This is a genomic window from Polycladomyces subterraneus (assembly GCF_030433435.1).
Lineage (GTDB): Bacteria > Bacillota > Bacilli > Thermoactinomycetales > JIR-001 > Polycladomyces > Polycladomyces subterraneus.
This window is the reverse complement of the sequence record NZ_JANRHH010000029.1, coordinates 15,386-33,175: the sequence shown is the minus strand read 5'-3', so window position 1 is coordinate 33,175 and position 17,790 is coordinate 15,386. Positions and strand designations below refer to the sequence as shown.

The following is a 17,790-nucleotide window of genomic DNA, read 5'->3' as shown; positions in this document are numbered from 1 at the left end:
TAGGCCTGGTTACTTGCCTTTGGCTTTTAGTTTTTTCGCATATTCCGGCTTGTTAGTCTGCCGTTCGCGTGCAATGGCCAAGGCATCGCCCGGCACGTCGTTCGTGATGGTCGAACCGGCAGCCACGTATGCCCCTTTGCCTACGGTCACCGGAGCGACCAAGTTAACATTGCAGCCGATGAACGCACCATTCTCGATAATGGTTTTGTGTTTGTTCACACCGTCATAGTTGACGGTCACCGCACCGCAACCGATGTTGACGCCCTCGCCCACATCGGCGTCACCAACATAGCCCAGGTGCGATACCTTCGATCCCTTCCCGAGTCGAGCATTCTTGATGTCGACGAAACACCCGACTTTCGTGAACGATTCGAGATGGGAACCGGGTCTTATATAGGCGAACGGACCGACGGTGGCTCCTTCGTCGACCCGGGCGTCCTTCAGTACTGAATATTGAATGTGTGCACCGTCCCCGACGACGACGTTGGTCAGATCGGCCTGCGGGCCGATGACGCATCCTTCCCCGATCACCGTGCCAGCTCGCAGATGCGAACCGGGATGAATCACAGTGTCGGCTCCGATTTGTACATCTGCTTCGATGTACGTGTTGGCCGGATCGATCACAGTGACCCCATTCATCATATGCGCCTTCAACAGCCGGCGTCGCATAATCGCTTCCGCTTCCGCCAACTGTACCCGGTTGTTCACCCCATGGGCTTCATCCGGGTCGTCGATGGTTTCCGCTCCGATATGCTTCCCTTTTTTCTGTAAAATGGTGATCACATCGGGCAGATAGTATTCGCCTTGCTGGTTGTCGTTGTTCACTTCTTTTAGCGATTCGAACAGCAGGCGATTGTCGAAGCAGAACGTGCCGGTATTGACCTCACGAATACGCCGTTCTTCCTCAGTGGCATCCTTATGCTCCACGATCCGAACCACGCGGCCGTCTTCGCCACGAACTATACGTCCGTACCCCGTCGGATCGGCCAGTTCGGCTGTCAACACGGTCGCAGCCGATTGTCGTTCCCGATGGCTGCGAACCAGTCGCTCCAACGTGTCCACCGTGAAGAGCGGGTGGTCACCGTTAAGTACGAGCGTCGTACCTTCCTTGTCCGCCAAGATCTCTTCCGCCTGACGTACTGCATGCGCCGTTCCCAATTGCTCTTCCTGCAATACGAAGGTGGCGCGATCACCGACATGGGCTTGCACTGATTCGGCGTGATGCCCAACCACCACGATGGTTTGAGCTGTTCCCAGACGCTCCAATTGATCCAAAATATGATCGATGATCGCTTTGCCGCATACCGGGTGCAAAACCTTGTGCTTGCGCGATTTCATCCGCGTTCCCTGTCCAGCGGCCAGAACGATGGCAAAAAGATCACTCATGTGGGTCGCACCCCCGTTTTTTCCTACAAAAACTCCATTCTGACTATATCCCAAAGCACACGGGAATGCAACAAGGCTGAGGGGTGAAGAGTTTGCCAATTCGACGACGATAAAAAATCATCCCGCATGGCGCGGGATGAACTATGGGGCTGAGGAATCTGATCTGTCTGTCCGCTCGCTATCCCGGATCTCTCCACATGCGCCCTGCAAGGAAGCCAGCAGTCTTGACCGCTCCGAACCGGGGAGCACTGGACGCGGGCAAAGCACGCTTCGCTTAGAAAAAATGGCCCGCGAATGAATCCCTGTGCTATCCGAAACGAAGCTCGGTAGGGCTTGGTCAGCCACCCCCCTGGTAAATGTTACCTCACGATCAATTTGCCAGAGACAGTGACCGCGGACGTCAGGATCGAAGTCCGTTTAGCTTGGGTGAATTTCGTGAACAAGAAACCGTTTCCACTCCATGTCTCTGCCTGCGTTACCTCCATCAAAGTCCGCCACTGCCACATCCAATATGATATGGACGAGCATCTCCCTATATGTAAGGGTGACAACGGACTTTGATTCAGGCGTCTAAAGGATAAACGTCTGCTTTCATTTCCAATTCGCCGGCGCGTTCATATTCCGCGAGTACGGCGGCTTCGATTTTTTCCCGTGTCGAGGGTGAAATGGGGTGGGCAATGTCGCGGAACTCGCCGTCCGGCGTACGCTTGCTGGGCATCGCCACAAACATGCCGTTGTTTCCGTCAATGACGCGGATGTCATGGACGACAAATTCTCCGTCAATCGTTATGGAAGCGATCGCGCGCATGCGTCCTTCACGGTTGACACGGCGTAGACGTACGTTTGTAATTTCCAATCGGATTCACCACCCATTTCCAGAAAGATGTCCACTCACCTATTCTTCACGGGTGATGAAAATCCTTCAATTTCACACAAAGAAAATGGATTTTTTGTTGAATTCAATCGACAATTGCCACTGCCTCAATCTCCACCCGTACATCTTTGGGGAGACGCGCTGCCTGCACGCATGAGCGAGCCGGGTGTGGTTCCTCGAAATACTGCGCATAGACTTCATTCACTTGTTGAAAATCTTCCATATCAGCCAAAAAGATCGTTGTCTTTACCACTTTGTTCAGATCGGTTCCGGCAGCTTTCAGCACGGCCTGCAGGTTCTTCATCACCTGATGGGTTTGCTCCACGATGCCACCTTCGACCAGTTTGCCTTCCGGTGTCAGCGGAATCTGACCCGACGTATACACCATGTTCCCAGCCTGAATCGCTTGCGAATACGGCCCGATCGCTTGCGGAGCCGCAGAAGTTTGGATTCGCTTCATTCGATCCCCCACCCTTTCTCAAACAGGTTGCCCAACTGGACATCCACCGTCCGTTGTTTTTCATCAATCGACTTAATTTTGGCCAGCGACACCACATTCTCCACCAGACGCTCTTGGGCAGCAGATTCCACCAGTACACCGGCACCGATCACATCCGCCTGAAACTCGGAAAGCAAATCGATCATCCCGCGAATGGTGCCACCCGCTTTCATGAAATCGTCGATGATCAATACGCGTGATCCTTCCTTCAACGAGCGGCGCGACAAAGAAAGGGTGCGAATGCGCCTGCTGGAGCCAGACACCGTATTGACTGTCACCACCGAGCCTTCCGTTACCCGGTTTCCTTGACGCACGATCGCCACCGGTACACCCAGATGCGTGGCGGCCGCCAAAGCCAGGGGAATCCCCTTCGTTTCCACCGTGACGACAGCATTCACCTGTTCCTTGGCAAACACGGATGCCCAAATCTGTCCAATATCGCGCAGGAGGGCCGGTTGCCCCAACAGATCGGACATGTACAAAAAGCCACCCGGCAAGATACGGTCAGGATTAGACAACTCACGGCAGAGTGACCGCATCACTTCCTCCGCTGTTTCCATGTCCATCCCCGGGATATAGCGGACGCCGCCTGCCGCCCCGGCCAATGTCTCCAAACCGCCTTGCCCCGTCGTGCTCAGCACCTCATGGATGATGGTCAGATCCTCGCTGATGGACGATTTCGCTGTATCGTACCGCTCAGCAAACGTGCTGAGCGGGATGAGACGATGCGGATGCTGAATGAGCCGACGCGTCATGTCGACGATGCGTGCGCTCCGCTTCCATTTGTTCATTCCCTAACCCCCATGAAAACCGAATATATCCTTATGGAATATATCATATTGTTCGGGTTTTATCAAGCAATAGAGGTTGGTTTGATCCCAACATACGGACAGCATATACTTGACGGCAAAATCCCCGCAAACCGTTGACAATGCGACGCGCCCGTGATTCGCGATCGACCAGCCCAAACACGGTGGGACCGCTCCCGGACATCAACACACCGTCGGCACCGAACTGCTGCATCTTCTCTTTGAGTCGCCGCACTTCAGGATACATCTGCATCGTCACTTCTTCCAATACGTTACCCAAATGCCGACAGATGCCCCGATAATCTCCCTGTTCCAACGCCCGAATCATCGCCTCCGTATTCGGCCTGCGATCGATCTGATCCACGCGCAGAGCTTGAAACACTTCGGCCGTAGAAACCCCGTGCCGGGGCTTGGCCAACACAACCCAACAAGGGGGCGGCGGTGCCACAGGTGTCAGGATTTCCCCCCGGCCTTTGGCCAACGCCGTTCCGGACCAAACACAAAACGGGACATCCGATCCGATCTCCGCTCCCATCTCGGCCAGTTCCTCCAGTGACAATCCCAACTGCCACAATCGGTTGAGACCGCGCAATGTAGCAGCTGCATCACTACTACCGCCCGCCAATCCGGCGGCCACCGGAATCCGTTTGTGAATCGTGATTTTAACGCCACGAGTAATGCCCATTCGTTGACGGAGCAAATCGGCCGCCCGATAAGCCAAATTGCGTTCGTCCTGCGGAATGAGGCCGGAGGAATTCTCCAACACGATGTCGTCACCATAAATGTCCGCCAACTCAATGCGATCGGACAGATCGATCGTGGTCATGATCATTTCCAATTCATGATACCCATCTTCTCGTTTATGTAAGGCGTCCAAAGTCAAATTGATTTTCGCCGGTGCCTTTTCCGACACTTCCATCTACCCTACCTCCCCTCTTGCCGCCACTTTGGACCCGCCGTACCGAAAGTGTCACTCGCTCACGCCCGCATTCTCCGCAAGTGTTCTTATTGTATCACGTTTCGAGAAAGTGTAGGTAACCAGTGCGGAAAATCCCACGCGAGACGAAAAAGGTTGGGGAGAAGTCCCCCAACCTGATCCGCGGCTATTTTTTGGCCAAGCTCGCTTCCGCGATCTCAATCGCCCGTTTCACCATGTTGCCTGCGTCACGAGCTTTGATCCCGCCCCAACCTTCCTTCTGGACCACGTCGTAAAAGCCCAGTTCTTTCGCGATTTCGACCTTCAAGGCCTCCGACATGACGCTACCTCTACGTGCCATGCAGATACCCCCTTTGATCGTTGGCCGCGGACTTCGCTTAGTATCTGCAATTGGGCTTGATTTTTTGCGAAGAAAAAATAAAATAGAACACGTCACCGTGTTCTATTAGCTTTTGACGTATTTGACACGAACTTGCTGATCGTCTTCATAGACGGTCAGCTCCACCGATTCTGTCAAGATGTCCGCGTAACTGTACGAAACGCGTTTGAAAGCGTGTTGGTCTTCGTCCAACTTCACAATAAAAACGGAGGGATACGTTTCCTCCAACACGCCAGTACGCTCGATGGTTTTGCGTCGACCACTGTTCGCTTTGAGGCGAATGCGGTGTCCGATATAACCATCCAGCGTTTGTTTGATTTCTGTCAGCGCGTTTTTGCCCACGAGACGACCACCTCACTTGACTTTATTATAGCAAGCGAGGCCTCATTTGTCAAACGAACACACGATTATAGCAGTGGGACAAAGATTTTGTCAACGCCTTTTGCGAAACTTTTTTTCAAAACTGGAAAAAACCATTTATAACCAATGGTTTATTTGGTAAATCGGTCCGCCACCGCACTGGCCGCAAACGCATCCGGTTTGATTTTGGCCGTATAACCGACGGACGTCACCCAGCCCACGACCTCCTGAATCAGCGTCCGCGTCTCCCCATGTCTCCCCACATCCAAGTGAATCTCTACTGGGATGTCAGCCGAGACTTCCAACAAACCGTGCTGTTTCAACTGCTCCATGCAGTCCAGGCTATACTCCGTCTCCTTGTAGATCCGATACCGCAAGTCAAAAATCGGGCGGGAGCGCTTGCGTGCATAGTAAAACAAGGCTCCCTTGCCGACGCGTTGCACGATGATGGCTGTGACAAACAAGGTTTCCTGTTGGTTGGTCTGTGAATCGGTTCCGATGACAACTTTGTATCGGGCAGAGCGATCCGCTTCCAAGTACTGGCGCATATCGGCAATGACTTCTTCGATGGTAAACCGCCCTTTTCGAGGATGGTAGAAGTCCAATGGCCTTTCCTCCATATACCGCCGAGCTTACGCCCGGGTCAATGAGACTGCTGACAAAGTAACATGAAAAGTCTTCACGATCATTTGTCAACAACCTGATCCATTCGGTTTGGTTCCCACATGAGCAGCCAGACCATCCGCCAAACGAGCGAATTCCTCCAAACTCAAGGTTTCTCCCCTGCGACGAGGGTCAATCCCCGCTTCCTCCAACCATCGATTGAGTGCTTCTTTGTTTTTCCCGTCCGACAACAATGTCGAAAGTGCATTGGATAGTGTCTTTCTCCGTTGATTGAACGCTGCTCGTACCACACGGAAGAACAGCGCTTCGTCACGGACTTGCACGGCCGGTTCCGGTCGAACGGAAAGACGAATGACGGCCGAATCGACATTGGGACGCGGCACAAACACATGCCGTGGCACGGTTGCCACCCAGGAGACTTCCGCAAAGTATTGAACCGCAACCGTCAGAGAACCATAATCCTTGGTTCCCGGTTTGGCACGCAACCGCTCTGCCACTTCTTTCTGGATCATGACCACAATATGGCTGAGCGGCAAACGCTCTTCCAATAAACGCATCAGGATCGGAGACGTGATGTAGTACGGCAGATTGGCTACGACGGCGTATTTGGTCAACCCGTTCAAATGTTCTCCGATCAACCTGCGGAAATCCACCTTCATGGCATCGCCGTGAACGATGGACACCCGGCTTTGTCCTAGAAATTGTTCACGAAGGATCGGAACCAAGCGGTCATCCAGCTCCACCGCCACCACTCCGCCGGCGGATTCGGCCAGTCGCTCGGTCAACGCGCCGATCCCCGGCCCAATTTCGATAACGCCGGTTTCTTCGTCCAGTTCCGCCGCACGAATGATTTTCCCGATGACATGGGCATCTGTTAGAAAGTTTTGCCCCAAGCTCTTTTTTAATGCAATTTGATGCCGTGACAATAATTCACGGGTTCGGGCGGTGATGGGTTGTCGTTCCACCTTGTTCCTCCTTCTCTGCTTGGATCAGCGCTTGCCGAAACTCCGATCGGGTGATGCGAAACATTTGGATGCGGCGGAAAAATTGCCGGGCATTGGCATAGCCAATCCCCAAATACCGACCCATCAATTCCCTGAGGCGACGAGCGCGGACGCCGCCGGCCAATCCCGCATCCAGGTATTCTCCCCACGTCACCTCATCGTTACCTTCGGATTCCGTTCCGCATCGCACCTCGGACAATGCTCGCCGGATCGCTTCAGGGGAGGCATGCTCCACTCCGATGCCGTCTTTGCCGGTGGCTTCCTCCCGTGTCAGAAATGCGTGCTTGCAACCCTCCACCCTTTGCGAGATGATTCGGCGAATGCGTTCGCCCGCACCATCCGGATCGGTCATGATGATCACACCGCGCCTGTCTTGGGCCTGTTTGATCGCCGCCAACACCGTTTCATCCACTGCATCGCCGCCCGTTTCCAGCGTGTCCGCTGAAACGGCGCGTCGCACGGCCGCGGTGTCGTTTTTACCTTCCACTACGATGATTTCTTTCAACTTGCCTGTAAACACCCAACGTAACCTTCTTTCCCATAACAACCGGTGTCCACGGGATACTGGGACATGTCTGGTGAATACTGTCCCATTGCTTTCTCGACTCGCTCCACCTGCGCCCTGCAAAGAAGCAGATATGGCCGGGCTTAGGTCTTCCTCCCTGGGAAAACTTCGCTTCTTTACCAGACATCCTAGCACCAGATACCCCTTTGTTTTTCTTAGTGTAGACCGTCCGGCTTTGCTCTTATGCTTCAATGCCGAACAGCCGACACGCATTGGCAGTCGTATGTTCCGCCAATGCCTCCAGCGTCATGCCCCTCAGTTCTGCGATGGCCTGCGCCACCAACCGCACATAGCCCGTTTCGTTCCGTTTTCCTCGATGGGGATGGGGAGTCAAATACGGGCAGTCCGTTTCAATCAGCAAACGGTCGATGGGCACTTTTTGGGCAATTTCCTTGGGCAGCTTCGCATTTTTAAACGTAACCGGTCCGCCCAGACCAATGTAAAAATTCAGGTCCAGACAGTGCTGCGCAAATGCCCAATCCCCGCTGAAGCAATGCATGACGCCGCCGACTTCCTCCGCTTTTTCTTCGCGCAAAATCTGGAGAACATCCTCATGAGCGTCCCGATCATGAATAATGATCGGCAATCCAACCTTCCGCGCCAGCCGGATTTGTCGGCGAAACACCTCTTGCTGGACATCGCGAGGCGAATTGTCCCAGTAGTAGTCCAAGCCCATCTCGCCGAGCGCCACCACTTTGGGATGGTCTGTCAGTGATTCGATCCAGGTCAGATCATCGTCAGTCATCTCCTTTGCATCATGCGGGTGCCAGCCGATGGCGGCGTAGATGAAATCATACCGATCGGCCAACGCCAACGCGGTACGAATCGTCTCCCGGTTGTAGCCGATGTTCACCACACGGGACACACCGTGTTCTTCCTGTGCGCGACGAATCACTTCTTCCCTGTCTTTGTCAAATTGGGCGTCGTTCAAGTGGGCATGGCTGTCAAACAACATGATGGCACGCCTCCTGATCCGATTCTTGGCTGGTTTTTTACGGGATTTCAATGAACGGACAGCAAAGCGAAGCGCCGGAAGGGAAAGACAATGACCTCTGCACGCCCAACAACATCATGCATGTCGATCGCCCCGAGCTCGCGGCTGTCCTTGCTGTTATTGCGGTTGTCCCCCATGACAAAAAGATGACCGGGGGGAACACGCGTCGGCTCCAGATACGAATCGGTCGGTTCGTCGATGTAGGGTTCCTTCAATTGTCGTCCATTCCGGTATACGTGGCCGTTGTGGATCGCGATGACGTCTCCCGGCAAACCGATGACTCGTTTGATGAAATCCCTTTTTTCCTCTGTATGAAAAATCACGATATCTCCGTACGACGGTTTGGTGATACTGTAAATCCACTTGTTGACGATCAACAGTTCCCGGCCATGAAATGTGGGATACATGGACATTCCCTGCACCTCGTAAGGCTGAAAGAAGAACAACCGGATTACGATCGCCAACAACAAAGCAGTCACGACGGCCTTCCACCAGTCACCGGCGTTGCGCGCTTCTCCACTCATCTTGAACCCCTATCCCCCTCTCTGTAATTACAATACTGGATGTTCTTCCAATTTTCCACCCGTATTTACAGTAAATGACGTCTAAAAGCCCACGGCGCCCATCGGAAGGACCCGTGGGGTATATCCATCCTGGGTTGAAAGGGGGCGTTAGTTAACGACATGTTGTACATGCGGATGTTTGAGTGGTGCTCACATCCCACTAGAGCATGTCTGATCAATATAGTCCGCTTCACTTAGAGGAAAGTACCCGCGATTCGATCCTCACGCTTTTCCGGCTCTCCGCCCGGTAGGACATGAGAAACTCATCCACTCGGGAATACTTCCCTCCGATGAAATGACCAGACACACCTGCGTAGTGGGTTTGCTAAGTCAGGGTATAAGGTTCCAGTGGCAAACCAATCTCTCCCATTGAATCGATCGCCACCGGGTCTATTGATCCGGTGGCGATTAACGACTCCCCATATACCCTCTGAATCCACCGGTAACCTATTCGCTTCGGGTGACTGCTTTTTCCTCACTCGCTCCCGTTCACGTCCCCGAATTCGCTTTTACCTGGAGACAGGCAACCATTCTTTGTGTTGTTCAGACCGATCCTTCCGTCTTTGATCTCTGATATTACTTCACCCGTGTGCCGTTGGGGATGTCACCCGACACCGTGGACAAAACCAACCGATCCCCGTCCTTGGCCGCGAGTACCATGCCTTCGGAGAGGACACCACGCAATTTGGCCGGTTTCAAGTTGGCTACCATGATCACTTTTTGCCCGGTAAGTTCCTCAGGCTGATAGTACTGTGCGATTCCGGCAACCACCTGACGCTGTTCACTTCCCAATTCCAATCGCAATTTCAACAAGCGGTCCGCCCCTTCGATCCGCTCGGCTGCCACGATTTCCGCCACACGCATATCCACTTTGGCGAAATCATCGATACTGATGAGATTCATCTCTTCGACCGACGGCTCGTCTTTCCCTTTTTTCTTGGGTTCAGCTTCGCCGCTTGTTTTTGTACCCCCGATCATCGCATTGATCGCCTCCACTTCCTTTTCTACGTCCAGGCGCGGGAACAGCGGTTTCCCTTTTTTCACCCGGAGACCTTGCGGCAGAGTTCCGAACCGATGCGCGCTTTCCCACTCCGTCTGATCACCCGCGGACATGCCCAAGTGCTCCCACATTTTTCGCGGAACACGCGTCATGAACGGTTGCACCAGTACGCTGACAATGCGCAATACCTCCAGCAGATGATACAGCACTGAGCCCAGCGTGTCCCTTTTGGCCGGATCCTTGGCCAATTCCCAGGGTTGCGTGTTCTCGATATACTTGTTGCCCGCACGCACCAGATCCCAAATCGCCGTCAGTGCGATAGAAAACTGCATGTTGTCCATCGCCTTTTCCACTCGGTTGACGGTTTCTTCGGCCAGCCGGACCAGCGCCGCATCATGTTCGGTGGCATTTTCCACATATGCTGGTACGAAACCGTCGAAGTATTTCTCCACCATGGTTAGCGTCCGGTGGAGCAAGTTGCCCAGATCGTTGGCCAAATCAGCGTTGATCCGTTCCACGAACCCTTCCGGCGTAAACACGCCGTCCGCTCCGAACGGGACCTCACGCAACAGGTAATAGCGGAGCGCATCCAGACTGTACCGTTCGATCAATGGGACCGGGTCCACCACATTGCCCTTGGATTTGGACATTTTCTCGTTTTTGACGGTGAAGAAACCGTGGGCGACCACTTTTTTAGGTAACGGGAGATCGAGCGCCATCAGAATGATCGGCCAATAAATCGTGTGGAAACGGACAATGTCCTTGCCTACAATATGCACGTCGGCGGGCCAATGCTTCTCAAACTGCTTTTGTTTCTCAGGATCGTCGGACAGATACCCGATGGCTGTAATGTAGTTGGTCAGAGCGTCCAGCCAAACGTACATGACGTGCTTCGGATCTCCCGGCACCGGAATTCCCCAATCAAAAGTCGTCCGAGATACGCACAGGTCCTCCAGTCCCGGTTTGATGAAGTTCTGGATCATCTCATTCTTGCGGGATTCCGGCTGGATGAACTCCGGGTTTTCCTCGTAGTATTGAAGCAGACGGTCCACATATTTGCTCATCCGGAAGAAGTAGCTTTTCTCCCGCACCTTGTCCACCGGCCGGCCACAGTCCGGACAATTGCCATCTTTGAGTTGTCGCTCGGTCCAGAACGATTCACAAGGGGTGCAGTACCAACCCTCGTACTCACCAAGGTAAATGTCCCCTTGATCCAGTAGGCGTTGGAAGATCTTCTGCACGACCTTCTTGTGCCGTTCCTGCGTGGTCCGGATAAAATCATCATACGAGATGTCCAGCTTCTCCCACAGCTCCTGAATCCCGGCCACGATTTCATCGACGAACTCCTGCGGTGATTTCCCGGCTTCCTTGGCACGGCGCTGGATTTTCTGACCATGCTCGTCCGTTCCGGTAAGATACATGACATCATAGCCGCGAAGCCGCTTATAACGAGCCATCGCGTCTGCCGCCACAGTGGTATATGCATGCCCGATATGCAACTTGTCGTTGGGATAATAGATCGGTGTTGTAATGTAGAAGGAACGCTTTTCGCTCATGTGATTTTCTCTCCTTTCACCCTAGGGCGTGTCTGGTAAATGGAATGCGGATGACCGGACAAACCCTGGTTGTTCTCAAAAAAGCAAAACCCCTCACCCTTCAGCATGGGGCGAGAGGTTGTTCTCACGCGGTACCACCCATATTCAGCACGTCCTCGCGGCACGTGCCCTCGATCAGTGTTACACTGCGCCGTTAACGCCGGCCACGGCCGCCCCTACTCACCCAGAAGGGTTTCGTTGCGGCTTCTCCGGGGACATGTTCACCTCAGCGCCTATGCCGGCTTTCACCCATCCCGGCTCTCTGGTGATAGACGACAGTCGGTTACTCCTCCCCATCATGGAAGTTCGGAGTGTTCATCTGTTGCAAAAACCATGTCGTTATTATTATATCAACCGCACAAAGGGGATTCAATGTGCGGGAGGGCTTATCCGCCATTGTTGACGAAACGGAGGGAGTGCAAACGCCATCACACCCGATTCTGTCCTGGTTCCCTTTCATTCCTTTGCTTTACGGGGCGTCGCATCTCCCGCCAAATCGCCGGAACCACCCGTGTCAGATATGTCCATCCCCTGATGAAGGATTCCCCCGTTTCCCGTACCTTGTAGGTGATTGGAACTTCCATCATCCGGTAACCTTGCCGCACAATATTGAGGGTCATCACTTGGGCATAGTTGTAGTCATGGATGATCTCCATATCTCTCAGCACATCCCGGCTGAACGCCCGGAACCCGGACTGTCCGTCGTAAATCCAGCGACCGAGCAACAGCGACTGCAACAGGGTAAACACGTAATTCCCCAAGCGCCGGTGCAAACGCATTCCACGGATCGTTCCCTTGAACCGTGAACCCATCACATAATCGGCATCCCCGTTCAGAATCGGCTCCACCACTTGCGGGATCTCATCGGCGGGATATTCGTCGTCGGCGTCGATCATCACCGCCACGTCGGCACCCCGCCGCCACGCCTCCTTCAATCCTTCCCGAACAGCGGCACCTAATCCCCGATTTCGAGGAAAGGAGAGGATTTCGTCCGCCCCTGCTCCCTTGGCCGCTGCCACCGTCCCGTCCGTCGAACCGTCGTCGACAAGCAGCACCCTCACCTCCACATCCGGGCGAAAATGGCGCGGTACCTTCCGTATCACGGTTCCCACAGATTCTTCCTCATTCCACGCCGGGATCACCACATACAAGAGCACCACCACTTCCCTCCTTTCGTCCTGTTTCATCTATGAGGCAACGCCGCGACTTCCAGAGATTCCGCCCTAAAGTGCGTCTGATCAATACTGTCCACATTGCCCCTTTACGTAATGACCAGACATACTAGAACCAGTCCAGTTCAAGAACGACTGTCCGTTTCCGATTTGGACACACATGCTTCCGGTTTCCACGCTTCCATCAAAACGGGCCCACGCGACCGGTTAGGATAGGATGCCCCCAATGCATAGCAGATGGTCGGCGTGACCGAAGTCAGGTTGCAAAGTGCTTCAACGCGGTGTCCTTCACGCACCATCGAGCCGTGCAGGATGAACGGCACGAAACGTTCCCCCTCATCCAGATGGGCATGTCCACCAATTCCGTCGGATTGTCCATGATCGGCGCACACGATGAACAGGGTGTCTTCCAGATAGTTTTTCTCTTTCAACCACTGGTAAAACGACTGAATATGTCGGTCGGCTTCCTCAATTTTTTCCCGATATTCCTCATACAGCGGACCGCGGCTGTGCCCCGTCTGGTCAGTGGCGATCAGCTGCACGGCTAATAGATCAGGCTGCTTTTCCTCTATTATTTGACGCGCCCGAGCCATGATGTGCGCGTCGGCTTCATCGTTCTTCATCACCGCAGTCACCGTATCCACATCATCGCCGAAAGCGTCCACCAGATGGGCGATCCCCAACAAGCGTCCCGTTTTGCCCACTTCCCGAAGTTTGTCAAAGACACTTTCACATCGAACACCCAATTTCCACACCATGTTGCTCGTGATGCCATGATCACGCGGATACGCCCCTGTGAACATCGTGGAAAAACAGACTACCGTCCGCGCGGGATAAATGGTCTCCATGCGTGTATACTCCGTACCCGTCCGCTTCAACCAGTCCAAAAACGGCGTGTCCGCCTCTTCCAACCGGTCCTTACGGCAACCGTCGATTACCACGAGAATGACGCGGCGAGCCGGGGGATGCTTCGGAAGCGGGGTGGATGTGAACTGCTCCGGTTCTTCGGGACGCCAGTCGAAAAATGCACGATGCACTGCGTATGCATATAGCGCAAACCCTGCGGTGAATCCCAGCAGACCGAGCGCAGCCTGCCAATTCCCCGGTGATTGCGCAGCAGAGTGCAAGTACGCCAACAGCAACACGATTTTCGGGATTTGCTCCTGTGCGTTTCCACTGGTGGAATCGCTGTTTTTCAACACCAACCGCCAGAACCGCTTGTAATTGTCCAGCGGGATTCCGATACGCAGATGATAGTAAATGGTTCCCCAAAAGATCACGGTAAAGAAAAAGTACCAGCCCATTCCCCACAATTGCAATCCAAGGGAGAATCCGCCCAGCCAGCCAATATACAGAACAACCGGGGGCCAAAGATACCAGCGCAAATGAAGTGGGAAATCGTATCGGTATATCACGGCGAACAGCGGTACCGCCAACAAGAGCGCCCATCCGACCGCACGTGCGTCGAAGGTCCCCCACAAAGCTTGATACAGCACAAATCCCCCGACAACAAACACGGGAGTAAACGGTTTTCCCTCATTCAGCACATTCCAGCAGCGGGCTGCGATCTTTTCGATACGGGAGGCCTTTTTCACATGCGTTCCTCCTTTCGGAACCAGTCGACGAAACGCCGGATTCCCTCCTCAAACGAAACGGACGGCTCATATCCCAACTCCCGTTTTGCCCGGGAAATGTCCGCCCATGTATGGGATACGTCCCCGGTCTGCGCACCCAGCATGTGGATCCTTGGTTCCACTCCCATCGTACGAGCCAGCGTTTCCACCATTTCCATCAGCCGGATCGGGCGGCCCGAGCCGATATTGTACACCCGGTATGTCTCAGACGGGGATGTAAGCGACCGGATCACTCCATCCACCGCATCGTCGATGTACGTGTAATCTCGGCACGAGTCCGGCTGATACACCGGCAACGGTTCTCCTGCCGCCAGCAATGAGGCAAATCGGTGAATCGCCATGTCGGGCCGCTGAGATGGACCATATACGGTAAAAAAGCGGAGCGATGTCACGGCCATCCCATAAAGCCGCTGAAAGGTGCGGGCAAACGCTTCGCCGGCCCATTTGGCAGCAGCATATGGGGATTCGGGTGTCTCACGTACGTCTTCTTCTTTCAAAGGACGTAACGGTTGCTCCCCGTACACGGAAGAGGAGGAGGCAAATACCAACCGTCGGATATTGGCACGAGCCGCTTCCTGTAGAACGGTGACCGTCCCTGTCACGTCCACATCGGCGTAAAGAGCCGGGTTCTCCAATGACGGACGGACTCCGGGGATCGCCGCCAAATGAACGACAGCATCCCATACCTGGCGTTCCATGACTTCCTGCATCGCTTCCCGATCCCGAATATCGGCGTGTACCCAAGAAAAACGCGGGTCAGTCATCAACCCCGCCAATCGTTTGCGTTTGATAACCGGATCGTAGTAATCGTCGAGATTGTCCACCGCGCAAATCGCTTCCGTTTCATCGCGGGTCAACAGCCGGGCACACAAAGCAGCACCGATAAAACCGGCCCCGCCCGTCACCAATACCTTCATTTTCGTCACCCCGATCCATCAAAAAGGGCGGAAGCCGCTTCGCCTCCGCTCCGTATCGTTTCTCTTTCCATGATTGGTTTCTGTTTTTTCATTACCGCATGGATCACACTGACTTGTATCATGATTTTCTTCCACCTTGCACCCCATTAACCGCTCCGTTGAAAAATCCTTTCACGTCAATTTCATACAAACGAATGGTATGATAAACCGGATCGATCAGCAGGTGACTCTCAAAACGGGCCACTTCCCGCAAGTATGGGCGGAGTAAGTCTTTCCGGGGACCAAATCCGTCCACGACCGCTCCGGTGATCAGCACTTCTTTCTCGCCGTGACGGTAGGGTGTCAACGCACCCGTAAAGACCGGCCAACTGTGCAAAAGGATCGTCTCATACCGCGGATCGCGCGCATACAACACACGTTCCTCTTCCCACGTGATCAACACCACGTGATCCGGATCATAATGCTTTTTGACATAATCGGCCATCTCTACTACCGCCGGTTTTTCGTCATGATGGATACGAACGAGAGATGCGCCTTGGCATGTTTGCAAGGTGAGAATCAACGCTAGCAATCCGAATGCGGCCGACCTCCTCCGCTGGGCCAGCCGACGGATTCCCCACATCGCCACTAGAATCATGGCAGGAATCAGTGGCAGGATATGACGCCATTTCTCCACATTTTGCCCGAAAAAGATCCACAATCCATACGGGATTATCCACAAAGCAACCAATCGGACACGATGATCGCCCCATCGCCGCCCGAAGCAAACGGCCGCCAACAGCGCCGCCGCCACGGCCCCCCCGGTTATCCATTGCCAAGCGGGTGCCGTCGGATACCAGCCACCCATGGCCGCCATCCAAATTTGCCTTCGGAAAAACTCAATCATCCGATCAACCCACGACGGTGCTCCGGTGAAAGCGGTATCTCCCCATTGCGTGAAATGACCTTCGGTAAAGGCGGATCCCAACCGAAAAAACCGTGTCACGCCTCCTTCACTGTTGCTGACGGCCAGTACCCAGGCACCGGTCAAGCCGACCCCCAAACCAGCAGCCAAAATGAGGAAACGCACCCGTTCGGCGGTAAGCTGCCACCTCCCCTTCACAACAAGCAAACGGATTGCCGGGTAAAATAATACGGCAGTCAGGGGCCAATAGGAAAGTCGAACCCCCAGCAGCACCGCCGCCACGACTGCCCCGGAAACCAACACCCATCCATGCCGTTGGTCTCCGTCCGGCCAACGCAAGCTGAAACTAACCGTCCACCAGAGCAATATAGCCGTCGCCAATCCCATCGCGTCCGACATCGGCTGTTCCGAGGCCAGCCACGTCATCGGGTGAACAGTAAGCCAAACCGCGGCCCAAAACGCCCAGATCTCCGGCAAAAAACGGCGTGCCAACCCGTAGAAAAAACCGACGCCGATCCCGCCTGAAACGGCACTAACCCAAGATAAGGAAAGATATTCATTCTGAATGAAAGGCAGAAAAAAATGCCCCGCCAAGATGAAAAACGGGTATCCCGGAAAATGGGGCTGCATCGCAAAGAGATCATAACGCCGCAGGGCCAGTGCAAAATCAACGGCATCCCAGCTTTCCGGCCAGTCGGTTGTCCAAAACAGACGCACCAGCACGGCGGCCAACACCAGCCCCGCAGCCTTCATCCACACTCTCATGAATGCCGTTTCCGGCGTCCCAACCATGTAAACAGCGCGACAGCCCCCACGACCACGATGACGATCGCGGCCAACGGCCCCCATTTTTCAAGCGGGGTTTCCTCCCCATCTTCCAACGTTTCCTCGGAGGGGCCTTTTCCGATGTGCCCCTCTCCGCCGCTGGCCACTTTTTCACCGGTGGGAATATACTGCTTTTCCAGTTCGGAGAGAATGATTTTTTTGGACGCCTCAAATTGTTTCCGATCGGCCGGCTTTTTGCCCACGCCGAACAATCCCGGATTGCCGAGCGCATTCAGCGCCTTTTGGAATTCCTCGTCCAGTTTGCTGGACAATGAAGGATTGTCCTGTTTCAGATGCAATGTGTTCAGCACTTTGAACGTCCCGTACGCTTTGGCCAGCAAGACCTTGGCTTTGGCGTAGTCGTTGAAATCCTGCGACAGGTTGTCCAACCGGCGCTGAATATTGCGAACCAACGCCTCTCGCCAATAAAACAATGCCTGATCGGCTTTTTTCGCTTGCAGGTTTTGTTCAATAGCCTTGGTCAGTTGCGGTCCGATCTCCGCGTGCTCGGCCATTTCCGCGCGCACTTCCTTGAACTCCCGTTCGGCAGTTGCAAAATCAGCCGGTTTCTTGTTCAAGGCGACATATGCTTTTTGATACGCGTCCGCTACCGGATCTTCATCCGGTTTTCCGTACGAATAGGCCCATGCCGTGGAGGTCTGCGCAACCCCGATCACGAGCAGAGCCATCAACATAACCAACCACTTTCGCATCGTCTTTCCTCCCCAAGGGGTGTCCAATCAACCGAA

At 54.1% G+C, this 17,790-nt stretch carries 18 protein-coding genes; all 18 read right to left on the bottom strand.

Annotation, left to right across the window (positions count from 1 at the left end):
- Window positions 1–9: 9 nt before the first annotated feature.
- The 18 genes from glmU to NWF35_RS05955 all read right to left on the bottom strand — a co-directional run bounded on the left by glmU (window position 10) and on the right by NWF35_RS05955 (window position 17,754).
- Window positions 10–1,386 (bottom strand): bifunctional UDP-N-acetylglucosamine diphosphorylase/glucosamine-1-phosphate N-acetyltransferase GlmU, encoded by a 1,377-nt coding sequence (glmU, locus tag NWF35_RS06040; RefSeq protein ID WP_301238188.1) that lies wholly within the window; start codon window positions 1,384–1,386, stop codon window positions 10–12.
- A gap of 562 nt (window positions 1,387–1,948) precedes the next feature.
- The gene (gene spoVG, locus NWF35_RS06035; protein ID WP_205496806.1) at window positions 1,949–2,242 is read right to left on the bottom strand and encodes a septation regulator SpoVG; all 294 of its coding nucleotides are present in this window, start codon (window positions 2,240–2,242) and stop codon (window positions 1,949–1,951) included.
- Between the two features lie 103 nt (window positions 2,243–2,345).
- On the bottom strand, window positions 2,346–2,720 hold the full coding sequence (locus tag NWF35_RS06030) for a RidA family protein (protein WP_301238187.1): 375 nt from the start codon (window positions 2,718–2,720) through the stop codon (window positions 2,346–2,348).
- Window positions 2,717–3,550 (bottom strand): pur operon repressor, encoded by an 834-nt coding sequence (gene purR, locus NWF35_RS06025; RefSeq protein ID WP_301238186.1) that lies wholly within the window; start codon window positions 3,548–3,550, stop codon window positions 2,717–2,719. The genes NWF35_RS06030 and purR overlap by 4 nt, the downstream gene beginning before the upstream one ends.
- 43 nt (window positions 3,551–3,593) lie before the next feature.
- Complete coding sequence (gene ispE, locus NWF35_RS06020) at window positions 3,594–4,487, bottom strand: 4-(cytidine 5'-diphospho)-2-C-methyl-D-erythritol kinase (protein ID WP_301238185.1); 894 nt, start codon at window positions 4,485–4,487, stop codon at window positions 3,594–3,596.
- A gap of 184 nt (window positions 4,488–4,671) precedes the next feature.
- A complete protein-coding gene (locus NWF35_RS06015; protein ID WP_301238184.1) occupies window positions 4,672–4,845 on the bottom strand; it encodes a small, acid-soluble spore protein, alpha/beta type in 174 nt (57 codons plus the stop codon).
- Between the two features lie 105 nt (window positions 4,846–4,950).
- Window positions 4,951–5,226: a biofilm formation stimulator Veg gene (gene veg / locus NWF35_RS06010; RefSeq protein ID WP_205496816.1), complete on the bottom strand. Its 276-nt coding sequence runs from the start codon at window positions 5,224–5,226 to the stop codon at window positions 4,951–4,953.
- A 149-nt stretch (window positions 5,227–5,375) separates the two neighbouring features.
- Window positions 5,376–5,849, bottom strand: coding sequence for a ribonuclease H-like YkuK family protein (locus NWF35_RS06005; RefSeq protein WP_301238183.1), 474 nt, complete (start codon window positions 5,847–5,849; stop codon window positions 5,376–5,378).
- Between the two features lie 87 nt (window positions 5,850–5,936).
- Complete coding sequence (rsmA, locus tag NWF35_RS06000) at window positions 5,937–6,833, bottom strand: 16S rRNA (adenine(1518)-N(6)/adenine(1519)-N(6))-dimethyltransferase RsmA (protein WP_301238182.1); 897 nt, start codon at window positions 6,831–6,833, stop codon at window positions 5,937–5,939.
- The gene (rnmV, locus tag NWF35_RS05995; RefSeq protein WP_301238181.1) at window positions 6,799–7,392 is read right to left on the bottom strand and encodes a ribonuclease M5; all 594 of its coding nucleotides are present in this window, start codon (window positions 7,390–7,392) and stop codon (window positions 6,799–6,801) included. The genes rsmA and rnmV overlap by 35 nt, the downstream gene beginning before the upstream one ends.
- Before the next feature lie 226 nt (window positions 7,393–7,618).
- Window positions 7,619–8,392: a TatD family hydrolase gene (locus NWF35_RS05990; protein WP_301238180.1), complete on the bottom strand. Its 774-nt coding sequence runs from the start codon at window positions 8,390–8,392 to the stop codon at window positions 7,619–7,621.
- Window positions 8,393–8,439: 47 nt separating this feature from the next.
- Window positions 8,440–8,955 (bottom strand): signal peptidase I, encoded by a 516-nt coding sequence (lepB, locus tag NWF35_RS05985; protein WP_301238179.1) that lies wholly within the window; start codon window positions 8,953–8,955, stop codon window positions 8,440–8,442.
- A gap of 615 nt (window positions 8,956–9,570) precedes the next feature.
- Window positions 9,571–11,550, bottom strand: a complete 1,980-nt coding sequence (gene metG / locus NWF35_RS05980; RefSeq protein ID WP_301238178.1) for a methionine--tRNA ligase — start codon at window positions 11,548–11,550, stop codon at window positions 9,571–9,573.
- A gap of 467 nt (window positions 11,551–12,017) precedes the next feature.
- A complete protein-coding gene (locus NWF35_RS05975) occupies window positions 12,018–12,740 on the bottom strand; it encodes a glycosyltransferase family 2 protein (protein ID WP_435873844.1) in 723 nt (240 codons plus the stop codon).
- A 146-nt stretch (window positions 12,741–12,886) separates the two neighbouring features.
- The gene (locus NWF35_RS05970) at window positions 12,887–14,356 is read right to left on the bottom strand and encodes an alkaline phosphatase family protein (RefSeq protein ID WP_301238176.1); all 1,470 of its coding nucleotides are present in this window, start codon (window positions 14,354–14,356) and stop codon (window positions 12,887–12,889) included.
- On the bottom strand, window positions 14,353–15,312 hold the full coding sequence (locus tag NWF35_RS05965) for a GDP-mannose 4,6-dehydratase (RefSeq protein ID WP_301238175.1): 960 nt from the start codon (window positions 15,310–15,312) through the stop codon (window positions 14,353–14,355). The genes NWF35_RS05970 and NWF35_RS05965 overlap by 4 nt, the downstream gene beginning before the upstream one ends.
- 118 nt (window positions 15,313–15,430) lie before the next feature.
- Window positions 15,431–16,981, bottom strand: coding sequence for a hypothetical protein (locus NWF35_RS05960; RefSeq protein ID WP_301238174.1), 1,551 nt, complete (start codon window positions 16,979–16,981; stop codon window positions 15,431–15,433).
- Complete coding sequence (locus NWF35_RS05955; protein WP_301238173.1) at window positions 16,978–17,754, bottom strand: hypothetical protein; 777 nt, start codon at window positions 17,752–17,754, stop codon at window positions 16,978–16,980. Before NWF35_RS05955 ends, NWF35_RS05960 begins: the two co-directional genes overlap by 4 nt.
- Between the last annotated feature and the right edge of the window lie 36 nt (window positions 17,755–17,790).